The 12716-nt window shown below is 45.3% G+C and carries 12 protein-coding genes; 8 read left to right on the forward strand and 4 right to left on the reverse strand.

The annotated features are described in order from the left end of the window. The first annotated feature begins 25 nt into the window (after window positions 1-25). The 4 genes from Q8O71_00605 (at window position 26) to Q8O71_00620 (ending at window position 3878) form a co-directional block, all read left to right on the forward strand. Window positions 26-1507, forward strand: a complete 1482-nt coding sequence (locus Q8O71_00605; protein MDP2704893.1) for an ABC-F family ATP-binding cassette domain-containing protein — start codon at window positions 26-28, stop codon at window positions 1505-1507. Between the two features lie 252 nt (window positions 1508-1759). Continuing rightward, complete coding sequence (locus tag Q8O71_00610; GenBank protein ID MDP2704894.1) at window positions 1760-2014, forward strand: SWIB/MDM2 domain-containing protein; 255 nt, start codon at window positions 1760-1762, stop codon at window positions 2012-2014. 105 nt (window positions 2015-2119) lie between these two features. Then, window positions 2120-2869: a DUF5666 domain-containing protein gene (locus Q8O71_00615; protein ID MDP2704895.1), complete on the forward strand. Its 750-nt coding sequence runs from the start codon at window positions 2120-2122 to the stop codon at window positions 2867-2869. 85 nt (window positions 2870-2954) lie between these two features. After that, window positions 2955-3878: a hypothetical protein gene (locus tag Q8O71_00620; protein ID MDP2704896.1), complete on the forward strand. Its 924-nt coding sequence runs from the start codon at window positions 2955-2957 to the stop codon at window positions 3876-3878. 35 nt (window positions 3879-3913) lie between these two features. On the opposite strand, the gene Q8O71_00625 is transcribed toward Q8O71_00620, so the two are convergent. Then, window positions 3914-4609 (reverse strand): formyltransferase family protein, encoded by a 696-nt coding sequence (locus Q8O71_00625; protein ID MDP2704897.1) that lies wholly within the window; start codon window positions 4607-4609, stop codon window positions 3914-3916. A 115-nt stretch (window positions 4610-4724) separates the two neighbouring features. Between Q8O71_00625 and Q8O71_00630 the strand changes: the two genes are divergently transcribed. The 4 genes from Q8O71_00630 to msrA all read left to right on the forward strand — a co-directional run bounded on the left by Q8O71_00630 (window position 4725) and on the right by msrA (window position 9393). Continuing rightward, complete coding sequence (locus tag Q8O71_00630) at window positions 4725-5372, forward strand: DUF1648 domain-containing protein (GenBank protein MDP2704898.1); 648 nt, start codon at window positions 4725-4727, stop codon at window positions 5370-5372. Then, window positions 5369-5839 carry a TspO/MBR family protein gene (locus Q8O71_00635; GenBank protein MDP2704899.1) on the forward strand — a complete coding sequence of 157 codons (471 nt, stop codon included), beginning with the start codon at window positions 5369-5371 and terminating at the stop codon, window positions 5837-5839. The genes Q8O71_00630 and Q8O71_00635 overlap by 4 nt, the downstream gene beginning before the upstream one ends. Before the next feature lie 121 nt (window positions 5840-5960). Next, window positions 5961-8786: a hypothetical protein gene (locus tag Q8O71_00640; protein ID MDP2704900.1), complete on the forward strand. Its 2826-nt coding sequence runs from the start codon at window positions 5961-5963 to the stop codon at window positions 8784-8786. Between the two features lie 67 nt (window positions 8787-8853). After that, a complete protein-coding gene (gene msrA / locus Q8O71_00645; GenBank protein MDP2704901.1) occupies window positions 8854-9393 on the forward strand; it encodes a peptide-methionine (S)-S-oxide reductase MsrA in 540 nt (179 codons plus the stop codon). A 25-nt stretch (window positions 9394-9418) separates the two neighbouring features. Here the strand turns inward: msrA and Q8O71_00650 are convergent, their stop codons facing one another. The 3 genes from Q8O71_00650 to ftsE are packed head-to-tail and all read right to left on the reverse strand — an operon-like array spanning window position 9419 to window position 12713. After that, on the reverse strand, window positions 9419-11068 hold the full coding sequence (locus tag Q8O71_00650) for a CTP synthase (protein ID MDP2704902.1): 1650 nt from the start codon (window positions 11066-11068) through the stop codon (window positions 9419-9421). A gap of 34 nt (window positions 11069-11102) precedes the next feature. Continuing rightward, window positions 11103-12029, reverse strand: coding sequence for a permease-like cell division protein FtsX (locus Q8O71_00655; protein ID MDP2704903.1), 927 nt, complete (start codon window positions 12027-12029; stop codon window positions 11103-11105). A 3-nt stretch (window positions 12030-12032) separates the two neighbouring features. Then, on the reverse strand, window positions 12033-12713 hold the full coding sequence (ftsE, locus tag Q8O71_00660) for a cell division ATP-binding protein FtsE (protein ID MDP2704904.1): 681 nt from the start codon (window positions 12711-12713) through the stop codon (window positions 12033-12035). Window positions 12714-12716 lie beyond the last annotated feature (3 nt).

A 12716-nucleotide genomic window follows, 5' to 3' on the forward strand; every position in this document is an offset into this window, starting at 1 on the left:
GCTTAAGAATGCGTTAGAGTAAGACGTGCCTAAAAAATCACCTCTTTCAGAGACTAGAGAAACACAAGAGATTATCATGCGCTTTGAAGGCGTATCTTTTTCGTATAACCACCCTATCCTGGATAAGGTGGATTTTTCCGTCCGCCGAGGAATGAAAGTCGCTATCATGGGACAAAATGGCGCCGGCAAAAGCACCATATTCAAAATCATTTCCGGAAGCCTCACTGTGGATGAAGGACTGGTGCAAAAAAATCAAAGACTCACTATCGCAACCGCCAATCAAAGTATGAGTAAAGAAGACCGCGAACTTACCGTCCGTGAATACTTTGAGCGCTGTTTTGAAGAAAAAGTGTACGACATCGACCCAAAAATCGATGCGGTGCTTGAAATCGTCAATGTTCATGCTCCTCACGACCGCCTGATTAAAACATTTTCAGGAGGCCAGCAGGCGCGCCTTCTCTTGGCCTCCGCGCTTATCCAAAATCCAGACCTGCTTCTCCTCGATGAGCCGACAAACAATCTCGATAAAGCAGGCATCGAGCATCTGACCGATTTTCTCAAGCAATACCCAAAAACCTGCATGGTGATTTCTCATGATGCAGAATTCCTGAATGCCTTCACCAAAGGAGTCCTTTACCTCGACATATATACGAGAAAGGTTGAGCAGTACGCCGGAAATTATTTTGACCTGGTGAATGAAATTTCCGCCCGAATCGAGCGCGAAAACAGAAAAAATGCCCAGCTCGCCAAAAAAATTCAAGACAACAAAGACAAAGTGAACTTTTTTGCCCAAAAGGGCGGAAAGATGCGTTTGGTGGCAAAGAAAATGCGGGAAGAAATTGAAGAGCTCGAGGAAGAGAAAGTGGATGTGCGCAAAGAAGACAGAACGATTCGTCCCTTCACTATTCCCTCTCAGCCTGACGTTATCGGCGAAATAGTGGGTATCACTTCCTACACCACCATGGACAAAAAGACTCACAAAATAAAAAAACATCTCTGCAAAATTTCCCTTAAGAGACGGCAGCATCTCTTACTTTCCGGACCGAACGGCATCGGGAAAAGCACACTTCTTGAAACGCTTGCTCAAGGCGACACCCACGGCATAAGCATCGCCGATGGAGTGCGCGTCGGGTACTATCGCCAAGATTTCTCAACTCTCGACCATGAGGAGACTGTCTATGACACCCTGAATAAAGTTATGGACAAACAAATAGAACAAAACCTGCGAAGCGTTGCCGCAGGCTTTCTTCTGTCAGCCGATGTTATGCACAAAAAAATCGGGGTGCTTTCCGACGGCCAGAAAGGACTGGTGGCCTTTGCCCAGCTCGTACTGCTTCGTCCCGGGCTTCTTATACTCGATGAGCCGACAAATCATATTAACTTCCGTCATATACCGGTTATTGCGAAAGCCCTTGATGCATACGAAGGCGCTATGATTTTGGTCAGCCACGTGCCGGAATTCGTCAAAGAGATTCGCATTGATGAGAGGCTCGATTTGGACAGATAAAAGATATAAGCATAGATATCGGAAATTTATATAACAACTTTAGCGTATGAAAAAAACACGTAACGGCTGGAAAACATGCGGCAGAGGGCACAAATTTCGCGGAAATTCCCCCTGCCCCGTGTGTTGGCCGGGGAGACTGAAGAGAAAACAGGGGAAATAAGAAACTTCCCTCCTGTGAGAACGCAACCCTTTACAATCCTAAATTAGTGATATAATCGGTGGGTAGTATTTATAAGACAATTATTAAACAATATGGCAAAAGAAAATTCCGCCTTTATGAAGCCGTTGACCGTAAGTGCCGACCTTGCAGCCGTTGTTGGCGCAGGCCCGATGCCTCGGTCTGAAGTCGTCAAAAAGCTTTGGGTGTACATAAAGAAAAACAATCTCCAGGACCCGACAAACAAGCGCAATATCAATGGGGATGAGGCTCTAAAAAAGGTTTTCGGCGGCAAAGCGACCGTTAACATGTTTGAAATGACGAAACTCGTTTCTAAACACCTTTCCTAGTCTTTACAGTTCCCTACTTGGAAAAACCCGTCTTTCTTTCTGTAAGAAAGGCGGGTTTTTTCGTCTCTATAGGAAGGTCGCAGCAAAAAATTACAATTATTATCTATGTATTTCTCACTTAAAAATATTTTTCGCACACTCGGTCTTATGTCGGTCATAGGGGCCATATTCGCTACGGTTCCCGTACTTGTTTCCGCGGACGAAGGAAATTTGCGTGGCAATATGCCGAATTTCGAAATCCACATAATCGATAACGGCAATGTTCTCGTTCGGGGGGCACAGGTCACAGCCGTCTCAGGTAATACGATTACCGCCTCAACCGCTATAGGCTCAACAACAGTCTCGTGGTTAGTAAACGTAAGCAGTTCAACAGACTTTATTCATAAATACTCGGGAAAATCGTCTCTCGCGGACATTTCCGTAGGTGACTATCTCAGTTTTTCCGGGAAAATGAATACAAGCGCTTCACAATTAACCGTCAATGCAAAGGTTATTAAAAACTGGTCGGTTGGAGAAACCCGCGCGACAGTTTCAGGAACAATAGAAAGCATTAACTCTTCGCTGCAAAACTTCGTGCTGGTAGGTAAAAAGCAAGCAACCACCACTGTTGCGGTTTCAAGCACCACTTCTATCTTCAAAAGCGGCACAACTACGCCCTTCTCTTCCCTCATAGTGGGAGATATTTTGAAGGTTTCGGGAATCTTCAGCAGCCAAAATACAATTTTGACTGCCGAGAAAATCGTAGTGAACGTCAAGGAGCAAGACGACGACAAGTCGGGAAAGGCTTTTGACAAAGATTTCTTCAAGAAATTATGGGAACGGATAGGTGAAAGGTTCGATAAGAAAAAAGATTAACCGCAAAAAAAACACCCCCTTGGGGGTGTTTTTTGTTTATGCGCATTGCCAACACACAACCGCATGCAAGTGAGGTAAAATAAGAATGATGCAGAAAAACGAAAGAGGTTTTGTTGTTCAGGTACTTATCGCCCTTATTGCCGTGTTTGTCAGCAGCGGCATTTACCTTTTTATATATTCACAAAACAGAGAGGAGCGTGTCCAGGCAAAACTTGAAAACGCCAGAGAAAAAGCGGCGGCGGAAACGCAGAGACTCGACGACCTTAAAAAAGAATTCGGAGACGCGCATCCCCTTTATGCTGCCGTCCAGAACGGATATGTGGGAATAACAAACATTCTCCGAAACGCAGATACTTTTTTTGACACTTCCGATTCGGAAAATCCAAAAATCAGAATTGAAACAAAAACTTCCGCCATAGAGGCGGATATAAACGCGAAACGCGCGCAGATTGAGAACATGCTTGCAGAGTGGAAAAAGCAGGCGTCCCTTGCCCTTGCGACAGAAACAAATGCAGCCACAATCAACTCGATACAGGCTAGTGCCACTGTGATTCAGTCATTTATAAACGAACTGGCCGCCATTGTCGGCGCGCTTACTCCGTCAAATTCAGATTTAACACAAAGCGAAATTGACGGGTACATTGAATTGCTTTCGGACGCCGCGGAGGAAATAGATGTCATTGTGGCATCTCTTGAAGCGGCAGAATCGTCTGTGGCCGATGCATCGGAAGAAACAACCACAACTACCGTTACCACCGAACAAATAGAGACTCAGGAGGACGTGGTTACGCAAGCACAGGAGGAAGTTGCCGCCCTTGAAGAGGAATTGGAAGAAATCCAATCCCAAACCGAAACCCCGGCAACAGAAGAACAGCCACAGGACACTTCTTCACAAGACGACACAACTTCCGATGGCGGTGTCGACTATACCGGAGAAAGTTCTTCCCCTGACCCGATAATTGTTGTTCCGGGTCCTCCACGATTGATTCAGGGAGCAAATAAAAACTAAGGTACAGAAAAAGCCGCCGAAATTTATCGGCGGCTTTACATATACTGATAAATCGAAAAACCGTGAGGAACATGGAGAGAGCGCGGATTTTTTCCATCCCACCGGATTTCCCCTCTTACCACAAGGTCGGTAATAAAGGGTTGCATGGCATGTTCGTAATCACTGACTTTGTACTGAAGAGATTCGGCTGTGTCGTTTTCCTTGATTGGAATACTGAGTCGAAAGAAAACGGGTCCCCTGTCATACTCGTCGGGAGTAACAAAGTGCATGCAAAGCTGCGTGTGGTCAATCTCGCCTTTGTGAAAAGCTTCTATGACCGCTTCGTGGACATAATAACCATACATCCCTTTCCCGCCAAAGCGAGGAAGAGGTCCCGGATGAATGTTGAATGTTTTTTCGGGCGGAAGCCCTTTTACATGCTTGAGCCATCCGGACAGGGCGATAAAATCGGGCTTTAGGTCATCCACTATCTTTTTGTACTCTTCTTCAACCCAAGGACCGGAAAAATACGTAAACGGAATTTTGAGTCTTTCCGCGCGTGCGCGAACTCCCCCGTTTTCACGACTGGAAACGACTCCGATAATGTCCGCGAAAAGTTTATTTTCCCGGGCATTGTGAACAAGGTTTTCAAACCCTGAACCGCCGCTTCCATCCTTAGAACCCGAAGCGAAAATTAAAAGACGTGGCTTGTCCATAGTTCCCCTTTCAAGGTTCATGTTTTTCGTATCCATAATCTTTGGTTAAGGATAGTCCAAAGGAAGAATTATGCAACTTTTATAGAAGAAGGGAAAGAAGTATACTTTAACGTATTAGCACAGGCTCTCAATAGGTAAAAACAAGGAAAAAATGAGTAATTCAACTGTAAACGGTATTATCATTTTCTTGATATTCGCCACGGTGGGCGCGGGAATAATCGCGTATCCTTCCCTTCCTCCGGAAGTCGCTTCGCATTGGGACGTAAACGGAGAAGTTAACGGATATATGCAGAAATTCTGGGGTGTTTTTCTTGTTCCGATGATAATGGCCGGTTTGTTTATTTTCTATCTCATTATTCCGACAATTGACCCATACCGCGCAAATATAGAAACATTTCGCAAACAATACAGCCTTATCTGGCTTATCGTATTCGGATTTTTGTCATATATATTCGGCTTGACGCTGGCGTGGAATGTTGGGTATCGTTTCGACTTTACCATATTTATCATTCCCGCTTTTGCCCTAATGTGGTACTTTCTTGGAGATTTTCTTAAAGATTCAAAGCGAAATTGGTTTGTTGGTATTCGTACTCCATGGACTCTTTCAAGCGACGTAGTGTGGGAAAAAACTCATCGTCTTGGAGCAACATTATTTAAATTGAGTGCATTGCTGTCTCTTTTTGGGCTCCTGATTCCCAACAACGGCATACGTTTCTTTTTCGGAGTAATTCCCGTTCTCGTCATGTCGGTTGTTGTTGTCGTGTATTCTTACGTGGTATTTAGAAAAGAAATTCGATGAAAGTCATTTCGCTTATTGTCTTTATCCTCATCGCCTATGCTGCCGGAGCCCTCGGTGCCCAGCCTGTGGCGGAATCGATTGACACATGGTACGCGGAGCTTGTTAAACCCGCGTGGAATCCCCCAAGTTTTGTTTTCGGACCCGTTTGGTTTGTTCTATACACGCTTATGGGTATTGCCGTGTGGCGTGTGTGGAACAGGCGTTACAGCAATCCTTTATCCGAAAACGCGTTTATTTTTTATGCCATGCAACTGACGCTTAATGCCGCGTGGTCCCCTTTGTTTTTCGGTCTGCATAGCCCCTTCCTGGCCTTTCTGGACATTAGCGTTCTTGCTTTCCTGGTTGCGACCACGACTGCCATATTTTGGAGAATTGACAAAACCGCGGGTAAGCTTCTTGTCCCCTATTTTTGTTGGACCGTCTTTGCGTTGGTGCTTAATCTTTCCATCTGGCAACTCAACGCTTAAAAGATATTAGGGGGTTTTCCGGTTCTCCACAGTTTTTTCCCTACAAATCCGATATAATTGACAATACCGTCAGTCTGTTTATCAATTGTTAGGCTAATCGGTTTTCATCATTAAATTGGAAATGAAAAAACTTTTATTACAGACACTTTTAATAGCAAGTGGTTTCTTTTTGGTGTCGGTAGACGCAACCGCGGCAACATACTACGTAAGAACGGACGGAGGCACGGCGACACAGTGTAGTGGCCTTGCAGATGCGGCGTATTCTGGAAGCGGGACAAACCAAAGTTGCGCTTTTAACCACCCTAACTGGGCCCTTTCTATTGTAGGAGGTAACCCGACCAAGCTCCAGGGCGGGGATACTCTCATTATTGACGGCTCGAATGGAGCCCAATATATGATGGGTTGGGGGTCACCCAATATTCCGAGCACTAGCAACTGCTATTCTGCCTGGGCTTATGATTGCGTTCAGCGTCCAGTTCCTTCAGGCCCCAGTGCCTCCCAACCAACACGAATTTTAGGGAAGGGCTGGGATAGTGGCTGTGCCGCTCCCCCACAACTCTGGGGAACTCAGCGAGTGAGTTATATTTTAAACCTCCAAGGAAGTGACAACGTCCAAATGCAATGTCTTGAGATTACTGACCATTCTAACTGTATTGAATTTGGCCCGACAAATGCCTGTAATCGAAGTACTTATCCGTTTGGAGAATGGGCAGGGACCGGTATTAAAGCATCCGACAGCGATAATGTTTTGATTAAAAATCTCAATATTCACGGGCTTCGGGCAGGTGTGCATGCTGGGCGTCTTTCTAATTGGACAATTGAAAATACCACTATCGCCAATAATTCCTTTGTCGGATGGGACGGAGATATCGGAGCAAATAATTCTTATAACACCGGAAACATAATTTTTCGAAATACCAAGATTCTCTATTCCGGTTGTGGAGAAACGTATCCCGGCAAACAGCCCTATAGTTGTTATAGCCAAAGCCAGGGGGGTTATGGGGATGGTATCGGAACTCACTTAACGGGAGGAGCGTGGGTTTTTGAAAATGTTGACATCAGTCACAATGTTTCTGATGGCCTTGACCTCCTTTATGGTGATGGCACGGGAAGTGTTACAATCCAACGTTCACGTTTTGAAGGAAATGCGGGAAATCAGGTGAAGGCTACCTCCCCCGTAACAATTGAAAACTCCGTTATCATTGGCAATTGTGGATATTTCAGCGGTCAAAGCTTTACCTCAACTAAAAATATAAGTGGCGCAAACGCCGGTTTCGACAGCTGTCGGGCAGCCGGGAATAGCATTTCGCTTAGTTATGCGAAACCAGGTACTCAGCATTCAATTTATAATTCAACTATTACAGGAAATGGTGATGTGCTTGTGCTCACAGGCGGAAGCGGGTGCAACGGAAGTGAGAAAGTCATTTCAAGAAATAATATTTTTGTGGGCGGGCCTCAGTTTTTTCCCGGAGACACATCTGATCTTTATTACGCGGCTGGAACAGGAGGAAACGGTGACGGAGCTTGTGGCGCAGTAACCCTTGATAATGATTACTCTGTTATTTGGGGCACTAAAGACGGCGCAGCAGATTGTACTGGTAAAACCAATCTCTTCTGTCAAGACCCTAAATTCGTATCTTCATTTGTTCAAAACTTTAAAGGATTACTCACTAACGTAGCCATTCAGGCTGTAAGTCCTGCCGTTAACAAAGCAACTGTGCTTGCGGGGAAATCATCACTTGATTTCAACTCTTTTGCTCGTGGAACCAGTTGGGATATTGGGGCACTTGAGTATGCTTCTGTCTCTTCCACTCCGACTCCAGTTCCTACACCAACGCCTACACCTACCCCAGCACCTACACCGACCCCAACGCCAACACCCGTACTTGATACGACGGTTCCTGTTATTTCCTCTTTTGACGTCCAGCCTCGAACTACGACCACGGGCGCTGTAACTGCAACATTTTCTGTCACCGATACCGGTGGATCCTACTTGGCTTCCGCCAAGCTATATAAAGCATTGGATAATGGTTCTACTTGCTCCTCAAGCAATAAAACAGGTTGCAACTGGGTTAGTGCTGGTTCCCTTTCCGCTCCTGCTTCTATAAATTCCTGGAGCAGTACAATGACTGATACTATCTCGTCTGCCGGAACATATTGGTATGGTCTGCATGTTCTAGATAATGCGGGTAATGACGGAAATGAACCCGCAGTCATACAAGTTGTAAGACAAAATCCAGTTCCTACACCAACGCCGGCTCCGACACCTACTCCAACGCCTGCCCCTGCTCCAGCACCCACCCCTGAAACAAAATTTGTTGCGGGAGATAGGGTACAGGTTGCTAATGGCCCCCTCAACGTACGAGCAAGTGGCTTTATTGGCGCTTCCCTCCTGGGCGTTCAACACGTAGGGGCATTGGGTATTGTAATTGGAGGCCCGGCCTCGGCTAACGGCTATCGTTGGTGGAATATAAATTACGATGAAGGTATTGATGGGTGGTCCGCTGAAGACTACCTTACAAAATTTGTTGTTCAAACACCTACTCCACTTCCGACGCCAACTCAAACGCCGGCCCCTATTGATACTTCTTTAACCAACCTATACGGCATTACAACTCAAATTGAAACATTGATAGCCCAGCTTAAGGCTTCAGGAGTTGCGGCGCGTTCAAACAGCGAACAATACATCGGTTTCGTACCCTTAAGCAGTATGAGAAGTTTAAGCAGTTCTTCAATAGGGTTTGATGTTTTTAAACTGCAATACTTCCTTATAACACAGGATAAGGGTGTAGCGACTCAGAATCTCAAGGCTACCGGAGCAACAGGATATTTCGGTTCCGTGACTAAAGCCGCACTTCTTGAATGGCAAAAGAGCGTGGGAATCAGTCCTGCCGACGGGTACTTTGGACCGCGAACAAAGACGTATCTTAAATCGATCGGTTTGTAGGAAACTTCTTATATAATCCGTATGATAAAATACTCTCTGTTACAAGCGGAGAGTATTTTTTAAAAAAATGAAAGAAACAAAAACAGCGGTATTTGGAGGAGGGTGCTTCTGGTGCACCGAGGCCATATTTAAAATGCTCAACGGTATTGTTTCCGTCGCGCCGGGATACGCGGGCGGAGAAAAAGAAAATCCGACATACGACGAGGTATGTGGCGGAACAACAGGACATGCGGAAGTGATTCGGATTGAATATGACTCCGAGAAAATTTCTTTCAGAAATCTTTTAACCGTCTTTTTTGCGACTCACGACCCGACAACACGAAATCGGCAAGGTAACGATGTGGGTACACAGTACCGTTCAATCATTCTGTATACCGATGAAAACCAGAAAAAAGAGGCGGAAACGTTTATCAGAGAATTGAATGATTCAAGCGAAGACGGAAAACCGATAGTAACCGAGATACGGCCTTTGACTAAATTCTTTGAGGCGGAAAATTACCATAAAGATTATTTTGCGCGAAATAAGGAAAATCCGTATTGCGAATTGGTAATCAATCCCAAACTTGAAAAAGTACAGAAAGAATTTGCACAATTGTTAAATGGCTAAAAAATAAAATCGCTTGACAGCGGTTTTATTTTTTTTTCGCCGCGAGAGCGGCTTCAATAAATTCCGTAAATAGAGGGTGAGGACTTAAAGGGCGCGCCTGGAATTCCGGGTGAAATTGTGTTCCAAGAAAAAACGGGTGTTTATTTTTTGGCAGTTCGGCAATTTCCATCAAGACGCCATCCGGGGACGCTCCGGAAAATACAAGACCGGCATCGGAAAACTTTTTTACATACTCAGGATTGACTTCATAGCGGTGTCTGTGCCGTTCGGAAATCTCCCCTCTTCCGTAGGCATCATATGCTATCGTTCCCTTCTTCAGAATTGCAGGGTACGCGCCAAGACGCATGGTTGCCCCATAGTTTCCATTTGCCATATGTGCTTTTTGTTCGGGCATAATATCTATTACAGGATGCTCCGTTTTTTCATCAATTTCAGTCGTGTGCGCCTTTTTGAGTCCCAACACATTGCGCGCGTACTCAACGACGGAAAGTTGCATACCGTAACAGAGACCAAGATACGGGATTTTATTTTCGCGAGCGTATTGAATGATATTGATTTTCCCCTCAACGCCCGTTGAACCGAAACCTCCGGGAACGATAATGCCGTCAAATTTTGAAAGAGCCTTTAGGGATGTTTTACTTTTTTCATAGTCTTTTGAACTGATCCATGTAAGCGTCGGTTTGACGGAAAGATTAAATGAAGAAAACTTTATCGCCTCAATCACCGAAATATATGCGTCGGAAAGCACAAAATCACCCGTGTCAAAATATTTTCCCGCAACGGCAATATTAAGCTCATGTTTTGCAGACTTCATTCGTTCAACAAAACTGCGCCATTCGCTCATGCCGTTGTCGTTTTTCGGACGTAATCTTAGAATTTTGAGTATTTTTTGACTTATTTTATCGCGTTCAAAATTGAGCGGCACATCGTAAATACTTTCGATATCGGGAGCGGAAATGACGTTCCCCGCCTGAATATTGCACGCAATACAAATTTTTTCCTTCCGTTTCTCATCAAGCGGCACCTCACTTCTCGCGATGATTATGTCCGGTTGCACTCCGTACGAATTAAGCATCCGCACGGCATTTTGCGTCGGCCGCGTTTTCATCTCCCCTATCTTGCTCGGGATGGGAAGAAACGAGACGAGGATAAACATCACATCAGTCGGATGTTTGAGTTTCAATACACGCGCCGCCTCAATAAACATAATGTTCTGATAGTCGCCAACCGTTCCCCCAAGTTCAATCAATGTAATATCGGAATTGTTCATTTCCGCCGCCTTTTGAATACGACGCGTGATTTCTTCGGTAATGTGTGGAATAGCTTCGACGCACTTTCCTTTGTATCCGAGGTTACGCTCGCGTTCAATCACGTGCTTATAGACCATGCCGCTCGTAATATAATCCTCGGAGCGCAGCGAGAGTCCCATAAAGCGCTCGTAGTTGCCCATATCCTGGTCGGATTCCATTCCGGAATTCAAAACAAACACCTCACCGTGTTCGGTGGGGTTCATCGTCCCCGCGTCAACATTTAAATACGGGTCGACTTTAATGGGGTTTACCGCAAACCCTTTTGCCTGAAGAATTTTACCGATAGAAGAAGATGCGATTCCCTTGCCGACTCCCGACATCACTCCCCCGATTACGAATATATACTTGTGTTTTTTCTGTGCCACGGCGTAATGTGTGAAAACGGATGTCCCGCGTCCTTTATTTGTTTAAATACCTCATGACCGCCAGATAACTTGATAGCGCACCAATGACAATTCCCGATGTAACAATGACTAAAAACATCTGCCCGAAGTTGCTCAAGTAATACTCAAATACGTTAAGCCCAATAAAGAATCCCGCGGTTATGTCTCCGAGCCAAAACGTAATCGGGTAAAAAAGAATAAGGGTAATAATGGCGGCGACAAATCCGTATATTATTCCGCCTACCACAAACGGGCCGCGCACGTATGAACCGCTTGCCCCCACAAGCCGCATAACACCTATCTCCTCTCTTGAGATGTAAATAACAAGGCGTATCGTGTTGAACGTGATGAGAACGGAAATAATGACAAGCACGATAGTAAGGACAAATCCCAATTTATCGGCAGAATTGATAATCTTTGTCAGTCTATCGATTGCGGCCTTATTTTGGAAATAATTTATTTTGTCCACAATCGGTGAACCCTCTTTTGAGAGTATGTTGTCTCCCTCAAGGAATTTCGCGACCCCTTCATACTGGGAAGGTTCCGAGGCGCGAATATTAAGCACCGCCCCTAAAGGATTGTCCGTTAGTTCTTCGAGCGCCTGAATGGTAAATTGGTCGTCTTTGTGCCGTTCTTTGAAATCCTCAAGCGCCTGCTCGCGGGACACATATGTAACTTCGTTTACTTCCGGAAGCGTTTCGAGACGCGCCTTAATCGACAAAATGTCGTCTTCAGCGGCGGAAGTTACGAAATATACGTTGACATCCACCTTATTCCTGATTTCGGTAAGGGTTGAATCGAGAATCGCTCCGAGAAAGATGATGGAGCCGATAACGGAAAGTGTGACCACCATAATCAAAACCGAGGAAAGCGACACGAAACCGTTTCTCCAAAAACTGAAGAATCCCGATTTAAGTATTCTTTTTGTTGTAGTTAAAAACATGGTTTAAAGTGTATATCTTCCCGACGGGTCATCGCGGATTATTTTCCCCGCCTCCATAGTAATGACGCGTTTCCCGATGGAATCGACGACTCCCTTGTTGTGCGTCGTAAGAATTACGGTTGTGCCCAAGTCGTTTATTTTTTTAAGCAATTGAATAATATCGTACGTATTTATGGGGTCGAGGTTTCCCGTCGGCTCATCGGCAACAATTACATCAGGCTGATTGACGATAGCACGCGCAATCGCCACTCGTTGTTTTTCCCCGCCGGAAAGTTCGCGCGGAAAACTCCACACTTTCTTTCCAAGGTCAACAAGTTCCAGAACATGCGGAACGTCGGACTCTATATCTACGTCATCTTTGCCCGACGCCTCCATGGCAAACGCGATGTTTTCGTAAACGGTTTTGTCCGGCAAAAGTTTAAAGTCTTGAAAAACAGTTCCGATGCGGCGGCGCAGTTGCGTCATTTCATCACCGCGGAGCGCGTGAATGTCGGTCGATTCAAAGAAAACTTTTCCGTCACTGGGATGTTCTTCGGCCAAAAGAAGCTTGATGAGAGTAGTTTTACCGGCACCAGAGTGGCCGACTATCGACAAAAATTCTTTGGGCTCAACAGAGAGCGTCACTCCACTCAGTGCGACGGAATCGTCCGTGTAAACCTTTGAAACTTTATCGAAATAAATCATAAC

The sequence above is a fragment of the bacterium genome (assembly GCA_030690305.1).
GTDB lineage: Bacteria > Patescibacteriota > Minisyncoccia > Phycocordibacterales > JAGLPS01 > JBBUCK01.

Bases quoted from the DNA above. Each gene is read 5' to 3' on its own strand.
- Q8O71_00610 (MDP2704894.1), top strand. From the start codon at position 1,760: ATGGCAAAAGAAAATTCCGCCTTTATGAAGCCGTTGACCGTAAGTGCC.
- Q8O71_00615 (MDP2704895.1), top strand. From the start codon at position 2,120: ATGTATTTCTCACTTAAAAATATTTTTCGCACACTCGGTCTTATGTCG.
- Q8O71_00620 (MDP2704896.1), top strand. From the start codon at position 2,955: ATGATGCAGAAAAACGAAAGAGGTTTTGTTGTTCAGGTACTTATCGCC.
- Q8O71_00625 (MDP2704897.1), bottom strand. From the start codon at position 4,609: ATGGATACGAAAAACATGAACCTTGAAAGGGGAACTATGGACAAGCCA.
- Q8O71_00630 (MDP2704898.1), top strand. From the start codon at position 4,725: ATGAGTAATTCAACTGTAAACGGTATTATCATTTTCTTGATATTCGCC.
- Q8O71_00635 (MDP2704899.1), top strand. From the start codon at position 5,369: ATGAAAGTCATTTCGCTTATTGTCTTTATCCTCATCGCCTATGCTGCC.
- Q8O71_00640 (MDP2704900.1), top strand. From the start codon at position 5,961: ATGAAAAAACTTTTATTACAGACACTTTTAATAGCAAGTGGTTTCTTT.
- msrA (MDP2704901.1), top strand. From the start codon at position 8,854: ATGAAAGAAACAAAAACAGCGGTATTTGGAGGAGGGTGCTTCTGGTGC.
- Q8O71_00655 (MDP2704903.1), bottom strand. From the start codon at position 12,029: ATGTTTTTAACTACAACAAAAAGAATACTTAAATCGGGATTCTTCAGT.
- ftsE (MDP2704904.1), bottom strand. From the start codon at position 12,713: ATGATTTATTTCGATAAAGTTTCAAAGGTTTACACGGACGATTCCGTC.